Source organism: Caloranaerobacter sp. TR13 (genome assembly GCF_001316435.1).
Taxonomy (GTDB): domain Bacteria; phylum Bacillota; class Clostridia; order Tissierellales; family Thermohalobacteraceae; genus Caloranaerobacter.
Genome location: NZ_JXLL01000016.1, coordinates 12,487 through 36,926, shown reverse-complemented (window position 1 = coordinate 36,926; position 24,440 = coordinate 12,487). Strand labels below are relative to the sequence as shown.

Sequence of the window (24,440 nt, the reverse complement as noted above, 5' to 3'; positions counted from 1 at the left end):
TTTCTTTTGCCTTTTCCTCAACGGCAAGAAATAATTTACCACAAAATTTTTCATTAGTCAAGAACATTTTTCATAATATCAAATACATTTAAAAAAGCTAAGAGTATTTCAACTCTTAGCTTGAACTAAATATAATTATTTATTTTCAATAGGCTTCATAGTTGGGAATAGTATAACATCTCTGATTGATGACTGATTAGTTAAAATCATTATCAATCTATCTATACCTATACCTAGTCCTCCAGTTGGTGGTAAACCTACCTCTAGAGCATTTAGGAAATCAGTATCCATCATATGAGCTTCATCGTCACCTGCTTCTCTTTGTTTTAATTGTTCAATAAATCTCTGTCTTTGATCTATTGGATCGTTTAATTCAGAAAATGCATTAGCTATCTCCCATGTATTAACAAATGCTTCAAATCTATTAGTTATCCTTGGGTTATCAGGATTTCTCTTAGCTAATGGTGATACCTCTACTGGATGATGTGTAATAAAAGTAGGCTGAACTAAATGTTCCTCTGCATACTCTTCAAATAGCTCATTTATTACATGGCCTCTAGTCATTCCTGGCTTTATTTCTATTCCTTTTTCTTCTGCTATTTTTAATGCTTCTTCATCCGTATTTATTTCACTAAAGTCTACCCCTGCATATTTCTTTACTGCCTCTTCCATACTCATTCTATTCCATGGTGGTGTTAAATCTATTTCTTTACCTTGATAATTTATTTTAGTTGTTCCTAACGCTTTTTCTGCAACATACGCAACTAAATTTTCAGTTAATTTCATCATATCTTCATAATCAGCATAAGCCTGGTATAATTCAATGGCAGTATATTCAGGATTATGTTTTATTGACATTCCTTCATTTCTAAACATTCTGCCCATTTCATAAACCTTATCAAAGCCACCTACTATTAATCTTTTTAAATACAGCTCATTTGCAATTCTTAAGTACATATCTATATCTAAAGTGTTATGATGAGTGATAAATGGCCTAGCAGCCGCACCACCAGCTATAGTGTTCAAAATTGGTGTGTCAACTTCTAAGAAGCCTCTATTATCTAAATATTCTCTAACTGCTTTTATTATTTTTGACCTTAAAATAAATGTTTGCTTCACTTCTGGATTTACAATCAAATCTACATATCTCTGTCTATATCTTAAATCTGGATCTTTAAGCCCATGGAACTTCTCAGGTAATATTTGCAATGATTTAGTAAGTAATACGATTTCTTGCGCTTTTACAGAAATTTCGCCTTTCTTTGTTTTAAATACTTCTCCCTTTACGCCAATTATATCTCCAATATCATAAGTTTTAAAGAATTCGTATTCTTCTTCTCCAATTAAATTAACCTTTACAAATACTTGAATTCTGCCTTCACTATCTTGTATATCGATAAAACTTGCTTTACCATGTCCTCTTTTAGACATAATCCTACCTGCTATCGAAACAAACTTTCCTTCCATTTCATCAAAATTATCAATAATATATTTACTATGATGAGTTACTTCATATTTTTCTATCTTAAATGGGTCTCTTCCTACTTCTCTAAGTTTATTAAGTTTTTCTCTCCTAAGCCTTAGCATTTCATTAAGATTACTTTCTTCATATACCATTCAATGCACCTCCAAATTACCTAGTTATCTCTAGTACCTCATACCTAATAACCCCATCTGGAACCTGTACCTCTACTATTTCTCCTATTTTCCTTCCAATTAAAGCTTCCCCTACAGGTGATTCATTAGAAATCTTACCTTCGTATGGATCTGCTTCTGCTGAACCTACAATAGTATATTCTATTTCCTCATCAAATTCTAAATCTTTAACCTTAACTTTAGTGCCTATACTTACCGTCTCTAAGTTAATATCCTCATCGTCTATAATCCTAGCTGTTCTTAATATTCCTTCTAATTTAGCTATTCTCTCCTCTAATTGTGCTTGTTCATTCTTTGCTTCATCGTACTCTGAGTTCTCACTGATATCTCCAAAAGCAAGTGCATGCTTAATTCTTTCGGCTACCTCTTTTCTTCTAACCGTTTTAAGATACTCTAATTCATCTTCAATCTTTTTTAACCCTTCTACGGTTAAAACCACTTCTTTATCTGCCACTTTGCTCTCTCCCCTTCATAACCAATTTTATCTAATCTTGATAATTTTTATTATTGTTTGTCTTAAATAATAAGCACCGTAAATTTTTTACAGTGCCATACCCATCTTTTGTATGATGACTATTATAATTTAGGTATATAACATTGTCAAGAGGTTAATAAACTTATTTAGTTCAAATTCGCACATAGTTATAATAGTTATAATTGTACCTATACATGCCCAAAGAACATTTTTCTAGCTTCTTTAAACCTATATCTTTTATTGTTAATCTCAATTTTCACTAAATCTCTAGAATTAGGCATCTGTATACTTTGATAAAAATGTGCAGGTATTTCTTTATCAAACTCATACCCTGATGGCAAACTTTTTATATCCTGATTCCTTTTAAATATAAAGTCAGTTATTACTGCTACCATCTTTTTTGTTTTATTTATTTCTTTAAGCATTACTCTTTCAACACTAAAATCGAATATAATACTATCATCACAAATATCTAATACCTTTAATTTTAAATTGTTATTCAAATTAACGATTATATTATATTTGTTCAACTTTCTGATAGATCTTATTGTTGTATATATAGAAAGTCCATTTTCATTTAGAATATCATCTGCTAATTCATTAACAAACTCTTTATTTTCCCCTAAAACTGTAATATATTTAAATTCCTTTGCAATTTCAAAAACTATATCCCTGCTTACATCAGTATTATCACTAATAATAAGAATTTCTTTGTCCTTAAATAATTTATATTTATCCTTAAGCAGTTTTTTTAAAGCGTATATTACCAGCTTGCTTTTCAAATCTCTACCATCACACACTTTAATATTGTGTTTTTGTTGAATATATTCGATACTGTCACTGTCAAGTAAATCAATTCTATATAAAAGAATTTTATCTATATCTTCTAAATTTAAATAATTAATACTATTAACTATTCTTTCAGTAATTTCTTTATAGTTATCCTCTTTATCTTCAAGAAAAATTCCTACTCCATAACCTTTTACTTCATTATTACTTATGTATTTACATACAATTTTAGGTTTTATTTTTTTTTCAAGATTTAATAATATTCTATCAGGAATAACTTTTATTATTCCTCTTTTAATAAATTTTCTATAATACTGCGGTTCTAAAATATAAACCCATTTACCCTTCCATATAATCCCCCCATAAATTATTAAACTAAAGCTTCCTCCTTATCATTCAAATACTCTATTCTTGGTTTGAATTCTAGAGTATCTAAAGCTTTATTAAAGTCTTCACTAGTCATTTCATCAGGATTTTTACCTAAGAAAGCAACAATCATAGCTTCCATTACATTTGTACCAAATGATCTACCATTGAACTCAGGAGTAGTAGTCACTAATATCTTAACTCCTCTTTTTTTCATATCCTCTATATCATACGAAGTTACTGTATTTGTTATTATAATCTTTCCTTCCATATTTTCAGGCATATATCTCTTTATATAATTAAAATCACCAGCTATTATATCTACCTCATAGTAGTATTTAGAAAATTTACTATCAACAGATTTGTTTTGTTTTTGTCCTGTAGGATATAACATTTCAAATGGCATTTTAACAGCTATTGGTGCAATTATTCTCGCTATATTATATAGTGTATTATATGATTTGATTTTTATAGGTATTCCTAAAGCAAATATAGCATCCCCATAAACCACATTGCTACCAGCCTCTTGAAAAGCCTCAGCCATACCATATCTATCAAGTGCTGATGTAATAAGAACCTTCTTCCCTTTCAAATTAATAATATTATTTTCGTTTATATATCTTATAGCTCTTCTCTCTAAAGTATCTTTTAAAAAAGTTCCGTCTAACATTGGAGTTTTTTTGGCAGCTGCTTTAATTGGGAGTGAATCCTTTATTATGTATCTTTTATCTTTGCAAGTTAAATATATATCTATACCACCCATTCCAAAAGCATCAATCTTACCATCTAATTCCTTAATTAATTCTATAGCTTTATCTCTATCCCCATCTGTACCAATTCTTTCTATTATAAAATCCTCCCCAAAAATATTAACCTCAACTCTATGATTTCTTTTAGATGAACCCAAACTAACACTTACAACTCTCTTCAAAATACTTACCCCCTGTCTTTAACTAATTTAAGAATATTTTCTATAACTTTTAAATCAATTTCAACATCTTCTGTCAGAGGAGATTGGCCAATATCTATCGATATAATTTCTTTATCCAACAATTTATGCACTAAAGAGTTTCTCATATCAGAAAACAACGTAATAATTAAATCATAATTCCTTAACTCAGCTATAATATCCAATACCTTATTGAACAATTCTAACCCACTTCTATCTTGTAAAAATCTCCAGCGTTCTTCTTCTGACATTAAGAAATTATATTCAATGCCATATTTAAGACAAAGATTCTCAACCTCTTCCTTATTTTTTATCGGAAATCCAATTAGAGCTACACTCTTTCCCTTTCTTATCTCCCCTAAACCTTCTAGTCTAGAAATAAATGTTCTATGAATTCCTAAAATATTTGCAACTTCCTGCTGCGATTTACCCCTTATTCTTAATTCAATGATTTTATTAATATTTCTGTATATTTTATTTATATCTATTACCTTGTCTCCAATTCTAACTATATCCAACAATCCACCTCCCCCATCTACATTGTGCACAACATTGAACTCATACTTATATATTACCATTTTGTACAATTTTTATAAAGAAAAAAGATGGTCAAAACTAACCATCTTATAACTTCTCCAAGTATTTACTTAACACATCTATAATTTCATCTTTATCATCAATAGTATTTATCCTTCTTCTCATATCTGCTGCATTACTCATGCCTTTAATATACCACCCAATATGTTTTCTCATCTCTCTAACTGCAATCTTTTCTCCCTTAAAGCTAGTTAACAGCTCGAGATGTCTTATCGCCATATCTATTTTCTCACGATTTGTTGGTAGCGGTATTTCTTCTCCATTTTCAATAAATGCTACGGTTCTTTTAAAAATCCAAGGGTTCCCCTGACTTCCTCTACCTATCATTACTCCATCGCAACCAGTGTAATCAATCATTCTCTTAGCATCCTCAGGAGTAAAAATATCCCCATTGCCTACAACTGGAATTGATACATTTCTTTTAACTTCTCTAATTATTTCCCAGTTTGCCTCTCCAGAATAAAATTGTTCTCTAGTTCTACCATGTACAACCACTAAGGCTGCTCCTTCATCTTCAATAATTTTAGCTATTTCTACTGCATTTATACTTTTTTCGTCCCATCCCATTCTTATTTTTACAGTAACAGGTTTGTCTGCCACTTTAACAACAGCTCTTACAATTTGTCTAACTATCTTTGGTTCCTTTAATAAAGCACTTCCATCTCCATTTTTAACTATTTTAGGTGCGGGACATCCCATATTTATATCGATAATGTCAATATCGTCTTGTTTATTTAATTTTGATGCTACGACATGAGCCATAATATCTGGTTCATGACCAAATATTTGCAGTGCTATAGGTCTTTCCCCTTCATCTATCTTCATTAACTCGTATGTTTTCTTATCTTCATAATAAAGGCCCTTTGTACTTATCATTTCACTGTAAACGAGCCCTGCTCCTAATTCACTGCAAATCAATCTAAATGCCATATCTGTAATCCCTGCCATTGGAGCAAGAAAAACATTATTTTTTGTTTCAACATTACCTATTTTCACCATTTCACCTCATTTCTCCTTTCGTTAAAAAAGTAGCCTTATTAGGCTACTTGTTTCTTTCATATATTATTCTCAAACCTTCTAATGTTAATAACTTGTCTACTTTATTAATAGTTCTAGACTCACTTGCAATTAAAGTAGACAGTCCTCCCGTACACACAACGTTTTTTACTTCTCCCTTTATCTCTTTTTTCATTCTTTCAACAATATAGTCAACCATACCTACATAGCCATATATTATCCCCGACTGCATACTACTTACAGTATTCTTACATATAACAGTTTTTGGCTTTATCAACTCAATCTTAGGTAATTTAGCTGCTCTTTGAAAAAGTGCTTCACTTGAAATTTTAATACCTGGCGCAATAGCACCGCCAAGATAATCCCCTTCTTCAGATACTGCACAAAAAGTTGTAGCAGTACCAAAATCAACTATTATCGTAGGTCCTCCATATTTTTCATATGCAGCAACAGCATTAACAATTCTATCAGCACCTACCTGCTTAGGATTATCATATCTAATATTCATTCCAGTTTTAATTCCAGGTCCAACTATAAGTGGTTCTTTATTGCAGTATTTTATTGACATAGCTTGTAATGAATACATAAGTGGTGGTACTACTGAAGATATTATAACAGCTTCAACTTGATTAAGTTTAAACCCATTATATTCAAACAACTGATTAATAAGCATCCCATATTCATCTGAAGTTTTATTTTTATCTGTAGAAATTCTCCAATATTTTAATAGATTCTTGCCTTCATATACTCCTAATACAATATTCGTATTTCCAACATCAAATACTAATATCAAAATGTTCACCTTCTCCTTTGCTATTTATATACAATTTTTAAACACAATTTACTTAGATTTTAGCAATTTTAAAATATTTATTCAATACTATTTAAATTTTATTAATTATTTATACATACCCATATATTCCTCTTACAGATATCTCTCCTGATACTAACTTTTTAATCTGTCCGTTTTCTTCTATTAATAATTCTCCTTGGTCTGTTATATCTATAGCTTTAGCTTTTCTTTCCCCTTTATTAGTAATAATTTTTATTTCTCTTCCTAGTAAAATCGAAGCTTCTCTACATATTTCAATTGAAGTTTTTATACTACCATATTTAATAAGCTCATTATAAAATCCCTCAAAATTATTAAGAATTTCAGCTACAATAAACTTTCTATCTACATCATGTCCTATCTCAGCCTTAATAGAAGTAGCTATATCCTTTATTTCTTCAGGAAATTCTTCTGAATTTACATTTACATTTATTCCCATGCCTATAACTAAATAATTTATTCTATTAAGTTCAGCACTCATTTCTGTTAAAATACCACAAACTTTTTTACCATTTAAAACTATGTCATTTGGCCATTTTATATAGGCATCTACCCCTACTTTCTTAAGTGTTTTCCATATGGCAGCCGCTCCTATTTGCGTTACTTTTGAAGCGTCTATTGGATTAATATCTGGCCTAAGTATTATAGACATCCAAATTCCCTTACCTTTGGGAGATAACCATTTTCGTCCTAATCGTCCTCTACCCATAGTCTGCTCTTCTGATATTACAACTGTACCCTCTTTTATACCTTCAGTGGCTAACTGTTTAGCTTTAATATTGGTTGAATCTATACTTTCAAAATATACTATTTTTCTACCAATATAATTCGTTTTTAAGTATTCTGCAATTTCTACGTAAGTCAATATATCTGGTGTATAAGTTAACTTGTATCCTTTTCGTGTAACTGAATCAATTAGATAACCTTCTTCTCTTAATTGATTTATATACTTCCATATTGCTGTTCTGCTTACATTTAAAGTATCACTAATACTTTGTCCAGAAACAAATCTATTATTATTTTCTTTAAGCAGCTTTAAAATTTCATCTTTCACCATTTTTCCTCCCCATAAGAGTATTTTATCTAAAGCTTAGTAATATTATATCATTTGCAAAGGAAAAAATAATATAAGAAAACTTCGGGCATAAAGCCCGAAGTTTAGAATCAGAAATTCTTTTTTCATAAGTATAAATATTTTGTTAACAAACTCAAACTTTAAATTAGTGTCCTCTTTAAAACTAGTTTCTACTAACCTCCAAAGAACATTAACAATACACCTGCTGCTATTGCAGAACCAATAACTCCAGCAACGTTTGGCCCCATAGCATGCATTAATAAGAAGTTAGTTGGATTTTCTTGTTGTCCTACCTTTTGTACAACTCTAGCTGCCATAGGAACCGCAGACACCCCTGCGGCACCTATTAATGGATTTACTTTACCTCCAGAAACTTTATACATGATCTTTCCGAATATAACTCCTGCTGCTGTACCTATTGAAAAGGCTATTAGTCCTAGTACAATTATCTTGATTGTTGTTATATCAAGGAAAGACTCAGCTTTAGCTGTAGCACCAACTGTTAAACCTAAGAAGATTGTAATAATGTTTGATAAAGCATTCTGTGCAGTATTTGAAAGTCTTTCAACTACACCTGATTCTCTAATCAAATTACCAAACATAAGCATTCCAAGAAGTGGCGCTGATGATGGTAACAATAATATACTGAATGTAGCAACAACTATAGGGAAAATAATTTTTTCCTTTTTGGAAACTGGTCTTAGCTGCTGCATTTTAACCTTTCTCTCTTTTTCAGTTGTAAGTGCTCTCATTATTGGTGGCTGTATGATTGGAACTAATGCCATATAAGAATAGGCAGCCACAGCTATAGCACCTAATAGATGAGGTGCTAATCTAGTTGTTAAATATAATGCAGTAGGTCCATCTGCCCCTCCAATTATACCTATGGATGCAGCTTCAGGTCCTGTGAATCCTAAAAATATAGCTCCAATAAAAGTAAAAAATATACCAAATTGTGCAGCTGCTCCTAAAAGTAAACTTCTAGGATTAGCAATCAATGGACCAAAATCAGTCATTGCACCTACACATAAAAAGATAATTGGAGGATAAATCCCTAACTTTGTTCCTTGATATAGGTAATATAATAGTCCTCCTACTTGTTTAGTTTTATATACCATTTTACCTGTTACAGGATCTGTCACTAACTCTTTTACAGGTTCAGCCATAAGTCCACCTAATGGTAAATTAGTAAGCAACATACCAAAAGCAATTGGTATTAATAAATACGGCTCATATCCTTTTTTAATCGCTAAATAAAGAAGTGTGGAGGCGATTACAAGCATTATAACTTCTTTTATAGTTAATGCGGAAAAACCTGTACTTGTCCAAAACTGCTCTAGTATATCTAAAAACATCTAGGTTTACCCCACTTTCTGATTTATTTATATTTATTCAAGTGATACTAGTGGATCGCCTGCATTTACAGAAGCGCCTTTAGTTGTATTTATACTAACTACTTTTCCATCTCTTGGTGCTACTATTTCATTTTCCATTTTCATAGCTTCAAGTATTACTAAAACTTGACCACCCTTTACATTATCCCCTTCTTTAACTTTTATATCTAATATAGTTCCTGGCATTGGAGCTTCTACCGTTTCAGCTCCTTGCAAAGCTGGTTTTGTTTCTACTTCTTTTTTAGGTTCAGCTTTTGGCTCTCTTTTTACTTCTTTCTGTGGTGTTTTAACAACTGGTTTAGTAACAACAGGTGCACTCACTCTTTCAGGTGCTCCTTGTCTTACTTCTTCAACCTCAACTTCATACTTCTTTCCATTAACTGTAATTATATATTTTTTCATTTTTTAGCCTCCTTATCTATCGATTAATTCATCTGCTTAAGTCTACCAGCTCTAGCCCAGATTGGTGTATTTGCAGGTATTCTTCTTATATTTCTTACCTTGATTTCAGAAGCTGGTCTAGATATACTTGCTGCAATAGCAGCCGTTATAACTGCTATTAATTCTTCATCATCCTCTTCATTAATAGTTTCCTTTGGCACACTTTTTTCAGGTGTAATAGCTTTTTTTGGATCTTTATCTACTTTTTTATCATCTTTATAAAAGATAAATCTAAATCCATCTATAATATAAGAAATAACAAGCAGTGCCAAGAAAACTATACCCATACTAAATACTGTAACTATCAAAGCTTGACTTAAAGTAACCTTATCTCCTAGCAATCATATCACCTCTTTATAGGGGCATATTTCCGTGCTTCTTAGCCGGTCTATTTTCCCTCTTACTTGATAACATATCAAATGCACTAATAATTCTTTGCCTTGTAGTCATAGGCTCAATAACATCATCAACAAATCCTCTTGAAGCAGCTACATATGGATTTGCTACTGTATCTCTATACTCTTTGATTTTTTCAGTCCTTGTAGTTAATGGGTCATCTGAATTCTGTATTTCTTTTCTGAAAATAATATTCGCAGCACCTTCTGGTCCCATAACAGCAATTTCTGCATTAGGCCATGCAAATACTAAATCTGCACCCATATCTTTACTACACATAGCAAGATATGAACCTCCATATGCCTTCCTTACAACTAAAGTAACTTTCGGTACAGTAGCCTCACTATATGCATATAGCATTTTTGCTCCATGTCTTATAATTCCACCATATTCTTGGTCTGTACCTGGTAAAAATCCTGGAACATCTACTAAATTTAGCAATGGTATATTAAAAGCATCACAAGTTCTTATAAACCTTGAAGCTTTATCTGCTGCATTAATATCTAAACAACCTGCTAGCACTTTAGGTTGATTTGCAATTACTCCAACTGATTTACCATTTAATCTTATAAATCCTGTTATGATATTTTGAGCAAAATAAGGCTGTACTTCAAAGAAATCTCCATTATCGGCTATTATCTTTATAATTTCTTTCATATCATATGGCTTATTAGGATTATCAGGTACAATTTCATTTAAAATTTCATCTATTCTATTTATATCATCATCAGTATCAAATGCTGGAGGATCTTCTAAATTATTTGATGGTAAAAAGCTTAATAATTTTCTTATTCTATTTATAGCATCCTCTTCTGTACTATCAATAAAATGTGCAACTCCACTCACACTATTGTGAGTCATAGCTCCTCCTAATTTTTCTGCAGAAACATCTTCGCCAGTTACAGTCTTAATAACTTGTGGCCCTGTAATAAACATCTTACTTGTATTCTCTATCATAAATATAAAGTCTGTAAGTGCCGGTGAGTATACAGCTCCTCCTGCACATGGTCCCATAATTACTGATATCTGAGGAATAACTCCAGATGATATAGTGTTTTTATAAAATATTCTACCATAACCCGATAAAGCATCTACACCTTCTTGTATTCTAGCTCCTCCTGAATCATTTAATCCAATTATAGGTGCCCCCATTTTTAATGCCATATCCTGTACTTTGCATATTTTAGCAGCATGCATTTCTCCTAGAGAACCACCTATCACTGTAAAATCTTGGGCATATACGTATACAAGCCTACCATCGATTGTTCCATAACCAGTCACTACACCTTCCCCTGGTGCTTTCTTTTTATCCATTCCAAAATTAGTACATCTATGTTCAACAAAAGTATCTAATTCAACAAAACTTCCTTCATCAAGTAATAGATTTATTCTCTCTCTTGCTGTCAATTTACCGCTTTTATGCTGCTTCTCTATTCTTTCAATTCCTCCACCTAGTCTAATTTTCTCTTTAGCCGCCCTAAGCTTCTCTATTTTTTCAATTGACATGAATTTACCTCCTTAAGTTTTAACTCATTAGGTATATATTAGTCTCTTTGACATAATTCAATTAATACGCCATAAGTACTCTTTGGATGTAAGAAAGCTATTTTTGCACCACCTGCTCCATATCTTGGCTTTTCATCTATCATTCTAATACCTTTACTTTTCATTTCTTCTATTGCTTTTTCTATATCATCAACTCTATAAGCTATATGTTGAATTCCCTCTCCCTTTTTCTCAATATATCTCGCTATAGGTCCTTCCTTGTCTGTTGACTCTAGAAGCTCGATTTCAGTATCGCCAATTGGTAAAAATGCTACTTTTACTTTTTGTTCTTCGACAACTTCAATTCCATCTAATTCTAAGCCTAATACTTCTTGATAAAACTTCAAAGTTTCCTCTAAATTTTTAACCGCTATACCAATATGGTCTACTTTTTTTACCATTTCTTATCCTCCTTATTCTCCTAACATAGTAATAATTTTATCCCTAGCAGTATAAGGATCTATTTCCCTTTTTGCAATTTTCTCAGATAAGTTATCTAAATAATGTCCATTACTTGTCTTTTTCAGCACTATAGCCATAAGTTTTTCTTCTACTAATTTCAATACCTCTAATCTAGCATTTGCTAGTCGTCGTTTTTCAAATTCACCAGAGTCAATCATATATTCTTTATGATTAATTATTTTTGCTAAAAGCTCATCAATACCCGTATTATTAGATGCTGATACTTTAAGTACAGGTGGCTTCCAACCTTTACTTTCTCCAAACTTAAGCATCATCTCTATTTCTAAAGCTGTTTTATCTGCTCCATCTAAATCACTCTTATTTACTGCAAATATATCTCCTATTTCCATAACACCAGCCTTTATAGCTTGTATATCATCTCCTAAACCTGGTACCATAATCATTACAACAGTATCTGCTATTTTAACTATATCAACTTCAGATTGACCAACTCCAACAGTTTCAACAAAAATATAATCTACTCCAAAAATATCTAATATCTTAATTGCACCATATGTTGCTTTTGAAAGTCCTCCTAATGAACCTCTAGTACCCATGCTTCTAATAAATACGCCAGGATCCGTTGCTAAATCTTGCATTCTTATTCTATCACCTAATATTGCTCCACCTGTAAAGGGGCTAGTAGGGTCTATTGCAATTATCCCCACCTTCTTGCCCCTTTTTCTTAATTCCTTTACCAGTTTATCTGTTAAAGTACTTTTGCCACCACCAGGAGGCCCTGTTATACCAATGACATGAGCTTTTCCAGTATATTTATAAAGCTTCTTAATAAGATTTATTGCTTCACTACTACCCATCTCAAACATTGATATAAGCCTTGCACAAGCTCTCTTGTCACCTTCAAGTAATCTTTTTTCAAGATCCAAATTATTGCACCACCTAATAATTGCTATTTTCTTTTAACATGTTCCCTAATATAGTCTATTGCTACTGATGTTGGAGTACCAGGAGTAAATATTTCTGATATTCCTGATTCTTTCAAGAAAGGTATATCATCCTCAGGAATAACTCCACCACCTACTACTAAAACATCTTCAGCGCCCTGTTCTCTTAATAAATTAACTACTTTTGGAAACAAATGATTGTGAGCGCCTGATAATATACTCATAGCTACTACATCTACATCCTCTTGAATAGCAGCTGCAACAATTTGCTCTGGAGTTTGTCTTAAACCTGTATAAATAACCTCCATGCCAGCATCTCTAAGTGCTCTAGCAATTACCTTTGCTCCTCTATCATGGCCATCTAGTCCTGGCTTGGCTACTAGTACTCTAATAGGTCTTTCACTCATTGTTAAACCTCCTCAAAGATAATAGTATAAGTTTTGTTTTGCTAAAACAAAACTAACCCTTAAAGCTAATATTTTATAGAATTATTGAAGGTTGATATTCTCCAAACTCTTCTCTTAGTACACCACAGATTTCTCCTAATGTAGCATAAGCTTTAACTGCATCTAAAATATATGGCATTGTATTTTCGTTAGTTTTTGCAGCTTTCCTTAAAGCTTCAAGAGCTTCTTTTACTCTTTCATTATCTCTTTCTTCTCTTAATTTTCTTAATTTTTCTTTCTGCAATTCACCTACTGAAGGATCTACTTTTAATATGTCTTTATGCCCTTCTTCTTCTATTTGATATTTATTAACACCAACTACTATTCTCTTTCCTGTTTCTACTTCCATTTGATATCTATATGCACTATCTTGAATTTCTTTTTGTATAAATCCTTTTTCTATAGCTTTAGGAGAACCGCCAAGTTCATCTATTTTCTTAATGTACTCGTAAGCTTCTTCTTCTATTCTCTTAGTTAAACTTTCTATATAGTATGAACCTGCTAATGGATCTATAGTTTCAGTAACTCCACTTTCATGAGCTACTATTTGCTGAGTTCTTAAAGCTATTCTAACTGAATCTTCTGTTGGTAATGCCAATGCTTCATCTCTAGAATTAGTATGAAGTGATTGGGTTCCACCTAACACAGCTGCTAAAGTTTGAATTGTTACACGAATTATGTTATTGTCTGGCTGCTGAGCTGTTAAAGTAGAACCAGCTGTTTGAGTATGGAATTTCATAACCATTGATTTCTTATTCTTAGCATTAAATCTTTCTTTCATAATTCTCGCCCATAATTTTCTAGCTGCTCTAAACTTAGCAACTTCCTCTAATAGGTCATTATGAGCATTAAAGAAAAATGATAATCTAGGTGCAAATGAATCAACATCAAGCCCAGCTTTAATAGCTGCCTCAACATAAGCTATACCATTAGCAATAGTAAAAGCAACCTCTTGAACAGCTGTAGAACCTGCTTCTCTTATGTGGTATCCACTGATACTTATTGTATTCCAATTTGGAACATTTTTTGAGCAGTATTCAAATATATCTGTAATAAGTCTCATTGAAGGTTGAGGTGGGAATATATAAGTTCCTCTCGCTATATATTCCTTTAAAATATCATTTTGTATAGTTCCTCTTAATTTATCTTTTGATACTCCTTGTTTTTCTGCTACTGCTATATACATAGCTAATAATACCGCAGCAGGAGCATTTATAGTCATAGAAGTACTTACCTTATCTAGAGGAATACCATCAAAAAGAATCTCCATATCTTTAAGAGAATCAACAGCAACTCCAACCTTACCTACCTCTCCTTCTGAAAGAGGATGATCTGAATCGTATCCAATCTGAGTTGGCAAGTCAAAAGCTACACTAAGTCCAGTTTGTCCTTGCTCTAGTAAATACTTATATCTCTTATTTGATTCTTCTGCTGTTGCAAAACCTGCATATTGTCTCATTGTCCAAAGTCTACCTCTGTACATCGTAGGCTGTACACCACGTGTAAATGGATATTGCCCAGGGTATCCTAGATCTTCATTATAATCCAAATCCTTAATATCTTCTGGTGTATAAAGTCTCTTAACTTCTAATCCTGAACCTGTTGTGAATTTTTCTTTTCTCTCAGGAAATCTTGAAATAGTTTTTGATAATGTGGAATCTTCCCATTCCCTCTTAGCTTCTGAAATTTTGCCTAGTTTTTCATTATCAAACATCTGTAATCCTCCTTTTTAAGTAGGCCATGTTTTAATACGGACAGTTAAGCAAATGTTTTCCCGTCCAAATATAGACTATTATACAATTCAAAATTTTGCAATATATATTTCAAATTTTTTAAATATTGAAGTATATTTTTCATAAATAGAATTATTCTATACATAAAATATTATTCCTCTAAATTTTTTACTATTTTTTTGTGATTAATTTTTTGCTCAATTGGTAATTTATTGGAATAAAAAAATAGAAGCATAAGCTCCTTAAGTTTATGCTTCTATTTTTTTATCTTTTCAAAAAACTCTTTTACATTTATTATGTATCTAGTATGTGTACCCTTTCCTATTAACTTTTCTTCATCGTAAGCTTCTACATCAAAATATAATTTTTTACCATCTATCTTCGTAAGTTTTGCTATACCTTTTACTTTCATACCAACTGGTGTAGCCCCTAAATGCTTAATATCTACATGTATTCCTACAGTCGCATAACCTTCTCCTAACTCCTTGTCTACTGCATTCAATGCAGCATTTTCCATAAGCCCTATCATCATTGGTGTAGCAAAAACATAAACATCTCCGCTACCAAATTTTGCAGCCGTATCATCTTCAGTTACAATCTTCTCTGCTATACCTTCTAAACCAACTTTTAAATTAAACTCCATATACCCACCTTCCCTTTCTGTCTTTCTTTAATATCAAGATCAAGAATTTATATCTAATTTTTATTATAACATAATTAAAAAAAAAGTGGTCAATGACCACTTTATTCCATAGTAAATATTTCTTCAAATTCCTTAGCATCAAGAGTTTCTTTTTCTAATAGAGCCTCTGCTACTCTATGAAGCTTATCTATATTCTCTTTTAATAAGTTCTCCGCTGTATTATAAGCCTTATCTATTATACTTCTCATTTCTCTATCTATTTGAGCTGCTACTTCCTCACTATAATTTCTGCTCCTAGTTAAATCTCTTCCTAGGAAAACTTCATCTGTATCTGTACCATATGTCATAGGTCCTAATTTTTCACTCATACCATAATGAGTTACCATATCCCTTGCTATCTTAGTAGCTCTTTCTAAATCATTCTGGGCTCCTGTACTAATGTCATCTAAAACTAGTTTCTCAGCTACTCTACCACCAAGAAGATGCACTAATGTCTCTTCCATTTCTGTTTTAGACATATAGTATTTGTCTTCTTTAGGTAGTATCATTGTAAATCCACCAGCTCTACCTCTTGGAATAATACTTATTAAATGAACTGGATCCGTATTTGGTAATAATCTAGCTACAACCGCATGCCCCGCTTCATGATAAGCTGTAAGCTTTCTTTCTTTTTCACTTATTACCCTACTTTTCTTTTCAGGTCCTGCTATAACCTTAGTTATAGCTTCTTCAATTAAATCCATCGGTATCTTCTTTAGATTTTTTCTTGCAGTCAATAGTGCTGCCTCATTTAATAGATTCTCCAAATCAGCTGGAGTAAATCCAGGAGTTCTTCTTGCTATAACTTGTAGATCGACATCATCATCTAACGGTTTACCTCTAGTGTGTACTCTTAGAATTGCTTCTCTACCTTTAATATCTGGTACACCTACATAAACTTGTCTATCAAATCTTCCTGGTCTTAAAAGCGCAGGGTCTAATATATCAGGTCTATTTGTAGCTGCTATAACAATAATACCTTCATTTACGCCAAAGCCATCCATTTCAACAAGAAGCTGATTTAAAGTTTGCTCTCTTTCATCATGTCCTCCACCTAATCCAGCACCTCTTCTTCTACCAACAGCATCAATCTCATCAATAAAAACTATACAAGGAGCATTCTTTTTTGCTTGCTCAAATAAATCTCTTACCCTTGAAGCACCTACTCCTACAAACATCTCAACAAAATCTGAACCACTTATGCTGAAAAAAGGTACACCAGCTTCTCCTGCAACAGCTCTAGATAAATATGTTTTACCAGTACCAGGAGGACCAACCATTAAAATTCCTTTAGGTATTCTAGCACCTAATTCAATATACTTTCTTGGATTTTTAAGAAAATCTACTACTTCTCTAAGTTCTTCTTTTTCTTCTTCCAATCCAGCTACATCTTTAAACGTTATTTTCTTTCTGTCTTCATCTTTATGCAGTTTTGCTCTGCTTTTTCCAAAATTCATAACTTTGCTTCCGCCACCTTGTGACTGCTGCATAAATACAAACCAAAAAACAATAAATATTAGTATCATAAAAATCGTTGGAAGAATATTTAAAAGCCAAGGTGTTTCAGGCGGTTTTTCTCCAGCGTACCTTATCTTATTTTTATCTATTAGGTCCTTTAAATAATCCTCATAAAGGTCTTCCTCTGTACCTTGTGGAAGTATTAATGTAAATGCCGTTCCATCTTTCAATTTACCTGTAATTGTACCTTCTTCTCTCACTATGGTAATAGAATCTACATTATCACTTTTTATCTGCTGAACTAATTCAGTAAAATCAAATTGCTTAACTTCTCCAACTGGTCTATTGAAAAACTGAACTGCTACAACAATTATTATGAACATCAGTAGATAGAAACTTATACCTCTGAAATATCTTTTCAACTAGAGTCCTCCTCTCACTGCCCTAAATCTCTCATATTAAAATATTTTACCATAATGGCCATTAAAACACAACAATACCCTAAGGAGGTTATCTTTTATTTTATTATTCATAAACTTCTTCTTTAAGAACACATACATATGGTAAATTTCTATATTTTTCATTAAAGTCTAGCCCATAACCTACAACAAACTCATCTGGTATTGTAAAACCTATATAATCTACTTTGACTTCAACTTTTCTTCTCTCAGGTTTATCAAGCAGAGTACATATCTTTACACTCCTAGGACCTCTAGACTTAAGATTTTCAACTAAATAGCTTAAAGTTAACCCTGTATCTATTATATCTTCTACAATCAATACATCTTTACCTTCAATGCTTGAATCTAAATCTTTCAAAATTCTTACAACTCCTGATGATTGTGTTGATGAACCATAACTAGATACAGCCATAAAGTCCATACTTAATGGTATATCAATATTTTTACATAAATCTGACATAAACAGTACTGCTCCTTTAAGTACACAAATTACAACTAAATCCTTATCTTTATAATCTTTAGTTATTTCTTCACCTAATTCTTTAATTCTTTTTTGTAATTCATCTGATTCAATTAATATTTGTCGAATATCTTGTTTCATATAAATCCTCCTTATATTTAATTTGTACTTTTAAAATCCTTTTAGTTTCAGGTTTAATTTTATAAAGCTCACTTATCCTATAACCTACAACCCAAATAATATTGCAATCATCTACTAAAAGTGGGATTTTGTCTCTTATATCTCTAGGAATTTTTAAATCTATAAAAAAATCTTTTAGTTTCTTTTTCCCTTTCATTCCTAAAGGGAAAAATTTATCCCCAGGTTTTCTATTTCTAATATATAAGTTTCCATATATTTTATCATAATCAAAATATTTTATAAACCTATTATTTTTTATATCAACTTCATTAGCATCCAATATTTCCGTAATTATTTCGCACTTTAGATCATCAATTTTTGTTGATTTATCTATATCAATTATATACTCATAATTTTTTATTTCATTCTTCAAATCTATTTTTTGTACTGTAAAATAATCATAACCTATAGTAATTTGTATATTTTTAGGTAAATGAATCCTTTTTCCTGTATTATTATTAAATACAAGATTGATAGCATCATATATATGCTTTTCTTCTATTCCCTTAATATGTCCTAATAATTTCTCAATTGCTATTCTCAATATCCTAGACTTTATAGAATCATGCTGATCTAAAAATTTTTCTCTACTTATAATGATCTTATTTTTATTCTCTTTATGTATCATCTGTTCATATTTTTCTAAAGCATGCTTTTTCAGAAAATCACTATCTATAGACATCAATCTTGAAGTTCTATAAATAGTATCAATAAAATTTTCATTAAAGTTGTCTTTGATAAAAGGAATAAGCTCAAGCCTAATTTTATTTCTACTATAAATTGGCTTGAAATTTGTTTTATCAATTCTAACTTCAATATTATTTTCTTTTATATATCTTTCAATCTCATCCCTACTAACATCTAACAATGGCCTTATAATATCGCCATTTTTATAATCCATTCCCTTTAAACCGTCTAATCCTGTTCCCCTTATAAATCTCATCATCAAAGTTTCTGCTTGGTCATTTTTATTATGAGCAACTGCAATCTTACCATTCCCTATTTGTGATAACACTTGTCTAAAAAAACCATATCTTATCTCCCTACCAGCTTCCTCTTCAGAAAGCTTATTTTCTTTAGCATATTTAGTCATATCTACTTTTATTGAATAAAAAGGAGTCCCTAATTTATCAGCTACTTCCCTTACATATTCTTCGTCTTCATCTGCTTCTTTACCTCTAACACCATGATTAACATGTGCAATATACAATTTAAAATCAATTTTTTTCATAGCTTCTCTTAGAACATAAAGAAGAGCCATTGAATCAGGCCCTCCCGAAACACCTACAAGAATATTGTCTCCTTTTTCAATTAAATTGTTTTTTATAATCGTATCTATTACTTTCTCCTTCATAATAATCACCTATCTTATAGCATCTAATTTTTTTGTCTATAAACTTCTAACTATCAAATGTCCTATTTCTATTATACATAAAATTTTATTCCTAAAAATATAGTTAATACAAAAAAACATATGCTCACTATAAATATTAAATTAATAATGTCATTACTAATTATAGGTGGATTATTAGCCGATTCAATAAAAAGCATTTTTAGTCTTTCTATATAGTAATTTATATCATTAAATTTATTTAACAAACCATCTTTCATAAATATTTTAAGTTTCTCGCTTATATTAAGTGAATCTATAATCGTTAATATTTCTTTCATTGAAGTATGAAAGGGAGCATATTCTCGTCTAGTAATAAGGCATATCATTAACATAGTTGTGCTGAAAATCAATCTTTCAATATGTGAATTTTTATTTTCTATTCCCCATGAATTTATATCATATGTAGGAGTAAATTCTTTAATGCATCCATTTTTTTTGATTACTCCACCAAAATCCACAAACATTACCTTTTTAGTTTTTCTATCTACTATGATATTCTCTAGTTTTAAATCTCCATAAATATATCCCATCTGATAAAGTTTGTTTATAAGTCCGGATAATATTAATGATATCCCTAAAACTTCTCTTATACTTAATTTATTTTTATTAATAATTTCTTTTAAATTATCTCCTTCTATATACTCCATAACAATATAATAATATTTCTTGTTCTTATATACCCAATCATCAATTTCATAAACTATAGGTATATTATTTGATAAGGGGAGTTTATGTATGATTTCAAATTCTCTAGTTAAAGACATTATATCTTCACTTATTTTCAATGCTTTTATATACCCTTTATGATCTATAACCTTATATACTGTACCTACGCCACCCTGACCTATTTTTTCAAGTACTGTATATTCATTTTTATACCATTTACCTATAACTTTATCTCCTCTCTTAAGCATTCAAACTCCCCCAAATTTATATTTTTACACTATATTTGCTGCAAGTATTCCTTTGTTCATTTCTTTTATATCTAATAACATTTCTATAGCTCTTTGCAGAGCTGGTCCTGTTGGAGTTGTCCCACCTGTAGTTATATTGCTTAAGCTTTTCTGCAATTCATCAATATCTTCTGTAAAATCACAAATAGTTTTGTATAATTCATAATCTTTACCTGGGAAACCCACAACTGCGATTTCTGTTTTACCTTTTCTTTGCTTAAGTATTCTCAATAAATTAATAATACTATTTCTAGCTATACTTATCTTATTAGTCATGCTACCACTTAAATCAATAACTATACAGCATCTAATGTCCACTTCTTCACCAAGTTTATCAATGACATTAATTATTTTCCTCCTAGATTCAGGATTAAAATCTTCTAACCCCTCACCAAGTATATTTTTTAATTCTTTATTTACAGCCTCTTGTATAGTTTTATGAACTGTTTTAATTGTTAACATTTCCATAGTTTTCGAAAAGCTCTCCAAATCTGTTACTTCCCAAATTCCTCCTCCTTGGTTAGCTATCTGTTGAATCTCAGCTAGAGGCTTTTCTTTTGTCCTATTGTTAACTATCCCTATAGTACTCACAATTATTCCCATTTCCTTAGCTTTTTTAGATACCTCGACAGGATCTATACCTACATTAGATTCCCCATCACTTACCAATATTATTTGTCTTATTAATCCTTTCTTGTCCATTTTATTCCTCCTACCGTTTTTTTAGTAATTATTGACAATAAAATATTTCATATTCATTTTTTTATCCTAAACAACAGTTTGTCCTTATATATATATTTTCTTTACTGACTTAATATTCAAAACAAAATCTTTAATTTTTAAAAATTTTAAGGTAGATTTTGTTGAAATCCATAAACGGAAATTATATTTAAATATCTACAATTCATTAAGGTTTATAATTTCCTATGGATTATAAAAAAAGCGGCTAATGCCGCTTTCAAACTGTTGACAAACTTATTCTTTTAAAATATTTATGAAAATAAAAGCGAATGCTTGAAAGAATTTAGTTAAAAAAACTTGGTGAAAATTTTTAAGAAAATCCGTGGGCTTAGCATGGACGCTAAGTCAGCTTCCAGAGTCAGGACGACTTATTGGAAGCGTTAGGATTTTCTAAAAATTTAAGCCTATAGTTTTTTCTAAATTCGTCCGCATGAGCGTCATTTTCATATATATTTATTTTGTCAATAAGCTCAAAAAGCGGCTAATGCCGCTTTTACCTTCTCTTCCAAACCTTAGTCACAAGAACTGTCATATCATCCTTATTTTTATCAATATTTACAGATTTAGCTATATTAATTATTTCTGTAGCAATTTTTTGAGGATTAACACTAGATATATTGCTGATAATCTCTGCCATCCACCCTTCTTTATCCTCTACTTTATCATTAGAATCTAAAACACCATCTGACATCATTATTATTAAATCGCCATCCTCTATATTATCTTCATAAACCTGAAAATCCACGTCTTTTAATATGCCTACAGGTAAACTCTTAGCATTTATTATGTCTACTCTATCCTTCCTCTTTATAAATGTTGGAGCAGAGCCAATTTTAATAAATTGTGCCTTCCCCAAATATAAATCTATTATAGTCATATCAATAGTTGAAAACATTTCATCAGACGATTTTAAAAGTAAAATTGAGTTAATAGTTTTAAGTGCTAATTCTTTATCAAAACCTGCCTCTAAAAACTTCTCTAAAAGCGAAATAGTTATATTGCTTTCTTGATTCGCTTTTCTGCCTATCCCCATTCCATCACTCAAAGCTATAAAATAGTCATTTTCATTTTCACCAAAAGTGTAACTGTCACCTGAAACATAATTAAATGACTCGTCCCATTTACAAACCTTTGTTATAGCACCATACCTATTAGCTTTTATAAGTTTTAGGCTACATCTATTATTTTTTCCAGGTATACTGCAGCTAAATTTATCTCTAGTTAAATCAAATCCAACAACTTTAGAAACAATAGGTACAATATCCTTCAAACACATACCTTTTCCTTTACAAGACTTTAATTCCAATAAGATTTCAAATTTTCCATCTTGAAATTGTGTGCAATTTACTTCTTTTACATCAATTACATTTTCTTTCAGTTTTAAATAAATTTCTTTTTCTAAATCATTAGCAAATCTAATATCTTTATAAATAATATTTGCCAAGTCATTAATTATAGTAGCTACTCCTTCTAATTGATCAGTTACTAATTGTCTACTTTCTAAAATCTTCTTCTCCCATCTATGATTAACCCTGTATATATCAAACAGATAATTACATTTATCTATTATATATTGTGGCTTCAAGCATCTTTTTGCAAAATATTCTGGCAATGAATTTTTATTTATATTTCCATTAAGTTCTATTAAATTCATAATATCAAACATCGAATGATATGCAGTGTAAAAATCCTGCTCCCAGCAAAATTTATACATACTGCAAGCTTTACAAACATCATTAACTACTTCATCTACAAAATTCGATATGTCTTTTTGTTGTGAAAAACTTTTTGTTTCTGCTGCTTTTTTAAATGTTGATGCTAACTCATTAAATACATTAGACACTTCTTTTAATCTTTTATAAGTTATATCTCTTATTCTTTTACTATATTGTATATTTGAATAAGTCAAACCATTATTACCGAATATCACTCCATTATTTTTTTCTAACGAAATAGCTAACATAAAAAATATAAAAATACTAACTGCAATCTCCTTATATAAAAGCATACTTTCTACAAAACCATTTATATAAAAAGACATTATAGCATTTCCTATAATAAAGCCCAAACTAGTTCCTAATTTACCTAAATCCTTAAATAATCCACCTAACAATCCTGAAAAGCCGTACACTGAAATAATTAGTGGTACATTGTTATTTGACATTCCCGTTATCAATCCAATTGTCACTCCAATAGTAGTTCCAAATGCTGGTCCTTTAAAGTAAGCAAATATTAAAATAATAATTACTCCAACAATTCTTTTTAAAGATAAATCTATAATAGTTATATCTCCTAATCCTGAAATAGCTAATGAAATCATTATTGCTGCACTTATAATTTCTTCATTTGTAAAGATGTCATTTAGCCTTCTTTCAAAAATAGAAATACTATATGAAAAAATATATGTTAATGTGAATACTATTACACCTTCAAACATCGCCATAATAAAGTCATACATATAAAAAGTACTTGTAAGCAATAAAATAGTTTTTGTCATAATTAATAAAAGGAATGATAAAACAGAATATCTTAATGTGCTTACTTTAGTTCTGTTTTTTAAAACTGTATTTAAGAAAAATAATAACCATATCACCACTAGATAATAATATGCACTCAAGCCATGAATGCTTAATATCCCAAGAGACAAAAGAGTTATTATACCTAAAGCATTACCATATCTAATTAAATACGCTGTTAGAAATGCAATTCCAAAAGGCGTTAATCCATCCATTATAGATGCTCGTGATATTAATAATGCTAAAAGACCTATTGCTATATTTTTAAAGTTCAGTTTTAAAACTAAATTCCTTAAAATTTTTAAAAAAGTATTTTCCTCTTTAACCGTAAGTAATTCAGCTCTATTTATCATTTGAAAACCCCCACCCCACATTTGGTTTTTTGTAATTTTATCAAATGAATTATGAGATATTTGTCAATTAGGGTTGTCCTATTCAAAAAACTTTTTGACAAAAATTATGCTTCTTTCAATTGAAATCTGAAAATTGGACATAAATTTCATCAAAACATTTTTCTC

General features: G+C 30.8%; 23 protein-coding genes. All 23 read right to left on the bottom strand.

Translation table 11 applies throughout. The features are described 5' to 3' along the window. Nucleotides 1-135: 135 nt before the first annotated feature. The 23 genes from lysS to spoIIE all read right to left on the bottom strand — a co-directional run bounded on the left by lysS (nucleotide 136) and on the right by spoIIE (nucleotide 24,275). Nucleotides 136-1,617 carry a lysine--tRNA ligase gene (gene lysS / locus TR13x_RS09385; RefSeq protein WP_054871672.1) on the bottom strand — a complete coding sequence of 494 codons (1,482 nt, stop codon included), beginning with the start codon at nucleotides 1,615-1,617 and terminating at the stop codon, nucleotides 136-138. A gap of 16 nt (nucleotides 1,618-1,633) precedes the next feature. After that, entirely contained in the window at nucleotides 1,634-2,110 is a 477-nt protein-coding gene (gene greA / locus TR13x_RS09380; RefSeq protein ID WP_054871671.1) for a transcription elongation factor GreA, read from the bottom strand. A 209-nt stretch (nucleotides 2,111-2,319) separates the two neighbouring features. Continuing rightward, nucleotides 2,320-2,913 (bottom strand): hypothetical protein, encoded by a 594-nt coding sequence (locus tag TR13x_RS09375; RefSeq protein ID WP_054871670.1) that lies wholly within the window; start codon nucleotides 2,911-2,913, stop codon nucleotides 2,320-2,322. Between the two features lie 377 nt (nucleotides 2,914-3,290). Then, nucleotides 3,291-4,217: a hypothetical protein gene (locus TR13x_RS09370; protein ID WP_054871669.1), complete on the bottom strand. Its 927-nt coding sequence runs from the start codon at nucleotides 4,215-4,217 to the stop codon at nucleotides 3,291-3,293. 5 nt (nucleotides 4,218-4,222) lie between these two features. Continuing rightward, nucleotides 4,223-4,753 (bottom strand): transcriptional regulator, encoded by a 531-nt coding sequence (locus TR13x_RS09365; protein ID WP_054871668.1) that lies wholly within the window; start codon nucleotides 4,751-4,753, stop codon nucleotides 4,223-4,225. 106 nt (nucleotides 4,754-4,859) lie between these two features. Then, nucleotides 4,860-5,831 carry a tRNA dihydrouridine synthase DusB gene (dusB, locus tag TR13x_RS09360; protein WP_255351334.1) on the bottom strand — a complete coding sequence of 324 codons (972 nt, stop codon included), beginning with the start codon at nucleotides 5,829-5,831 and terminating at the stop codon, nucleotides 4,860-4,862. Between the two features lie 43 nt (nucleotides 5,832-5,874). After that, complete coding sequence (locus TR13x_RS09355; RefSeq protein WP_054871667.1) at nucleotides 5,875-6,642, bottom strand: type III pantothenate kinase; 768 nt, start codon at nucleotides 6,640-6,642, stop codon at nucleotides 5,875-5,877. A gap of 109 nt (nucleotides 6,643-6,751) precedes the next feature. Then, entirely contained in the window at nucleotides 6,752-7,738 is a 987-nt protein-coding gene (locus TR13x_RS09350) for a biotin--[acetyl-CoA-carboxylase] ligase (RefSeq protein WP_255351333.1), read from the bottom strand. 191 nt (nucleotides 7,739-7,929) lie between these two features. After that, on the bottom strand, nucleotides 7,930-9,111 hold the full coding sequence (locus TR13x_RS09345) for a sodium ion-translocating decarboxylase subunit beta (protein WP_054871665.1): 1,182 nt from the start codon (nucleotides 9,109-9,111) through the stop codon (nucleotides 7,930-7,932). 33 nt (nucleotides 9,112-9,144) lie between these two features. Beyond that, nucleotides 9,145-9,552: a biotin/lipoyl-containing protein gene (locus tag TR13x_RS09340; RefSeq protein ID WP_054871664.1), complete on the bottom strand. Its 408-nt coding sequence runs from the start codon at nucleotides 9,550-9,552 to the stop codon at nucleotides 9,145-9,147. A gap of 23 nt (nucleotides 9,553-9,575) precedes the next feature. Beyond that, a complete protein-coding gene (locus TR13x_RS09335) occupies nucleotides 9,576-9,932 on the bottom strand; it encodes an OadG family protein (RefSeq protein WP_054871663.1) in 357 nt (118 codons plus the stop codon). 13 nt (nucleotides 9,933-9,945) lie between these two features. Continuing rightward, entirely contained in the window at nucleotides 9,946-11,493 is a 1,548-nt protein-coding gene (locus TR13x_RS09330; RefSeq protein WP_054871662.1) for an acyl-CoA carboxylase subunit beta, read from the bottom strand. 38 nt (nucleotides 11,494-11,531) lie between these two features. Beyond that, entirely contained in the window at nucleotides 11,532-11,933 is a 402-nt protein-coding gene (mce, locus tag TR13x_RS09325) for a methylmalonyl-CoA epimerase (protein ID WP_054871661.1), read from the bottom strand. 12 nt (nucleotides 11,934-11,945) lie between these two features. Then, nucleotides 11,946-12,881: a methylmalonyl Co-A mutase-associated GTPase MeaB gene (meaB, locus tag TR13x_RS09320; protein WP_054871660.1), complete on the bottom strand. Its 936-nt coding sequence runs from the start codon at nucleotides 12,879-12,881 to the stop codon at nucleotides 11,946-11,948. A 23-nt stretch (nucleotides 12,882-12,904) separates the two neighbouring features. Continuing rightward, nucleotides 12,905-13,306, bottom strand: coding sequence for a cobalamin B12-binding domain-containing protein (locus TR13x_RS09315; protein ID WP_054871659.1), 402 nt, complete (start codon nucleotides 13,304-13,306; stop codon nucleotides 12,905-12,907). 73 nt (nucleotides 13,307-13,379) lie between these two features. Next, nucleotides 13,380-15,059 carry a methylmalonyl-CoA mutase gene (locus TR13x_RS09310; protein WP_054871658.1) on the bottom strand — a complete coding sequence of 560 codons (1,680 nt, stop codon included), beginning with the start codon at nucleotides 15,057-15,059 and terminating at the stop codon, nucleotides 13,380-13,382. A gap of 275 nt (nucleotides 15,060-15,334) precedes the next feature. Continuing rightward, nucleotides 15,335-15,721 carry a thioesterase family protein gene (locus tag TR13x_RS09305; protein WP_054871657.1) on the bottom strand — a complete coding sequence of 129 codons (387 nt, stop codon included), beginning with the start codon at nucleotides 15,719-15,721 and terminating at the stop codon, nucleotides 15,335-15,337. Between the two features lie 101 nt (nucleotides 15,722-15,822). After that, nucleotides 15,823-17,640, bottom strand: a complete 1,818-nt coding sequence (ftsH, locus tag TR13x_RS09300) for an ATP-dependent zinc metalloprotease FtsH (RefSeq protein WP_200905848.1) — start codon at nucleotides 17,638-17,640, stop codon at nucleotides 15,823-15,825. Nucleotides 17,641-17,743: 103 nt separating this feature from the next. Further along, on the bottom strand, nucleotides 17,744-18,280 hold the full coding sequence (gene hpt, locus TR13x_RS09295; protein WP_054871656.1) for a hypoxanthine phosphoribosyltransferase: 537 nt from the start codon (nucleotides 18,278-18,280) through the stop codon (nucleotides 17,744-17,746). After that, a complete protein-coding gene (tilS, locus tag TR13x_RS09290) occupies nucleotides 18,249-19,673 on the bottom strand; it encodes a tRNA lysidine(34) synthetase TilS (protein ID WP_054871655.1) in 1,425 nt (474 codons plus the stop codon). The genes hpt and tilS overlap by 32 nt, the downstream gene beginning before the upstream one ends. A 71-nt stretch (nucleotides 19,674-19,744) precedes the next feature. Further along, nucleotides 19,745-20,626, bottom strand: coding sequence for a protein kinase domain-containing protein (locus TR13x_RS09285; protein WP_054871654.1), 882 nt, complete (start codon nucleotides 20,624-20,626; stop codon nucleotides 19,745-19,747). A gap of 24 nt (nucleotides 20,627-20,650) precedes the next feature. Further along, the gene (locus TR13x_RS09280; protein ID WP_054871653.1) at nucleotides 20,651-21,367 is read right to left on the bottom strand and encodes a vWA domain-containing protein; all 717 of its coding nucleotides are present in this window, start codon (nucleotides 21,365-21,367) and stop codon (nucleotides 20,651-20,653) included. Nucleotides 21,368-21,899: 532 nt separating this feature from the next. Then, nucleotides 21,900-24,275: a stage II sporulation protein E gene (spoIIE, locus tag TR13x_RS09275; protein ID WP_054871652.1), complete on the bottom strand. Its 2,376-nt coding sequence runs from the start codon at nucleotides 24,273-24,275 to the stop codon at nucleotides 21,900-21,902. Nucleotides 24,276-24,440: the final 165 nt, after the last annotated feature.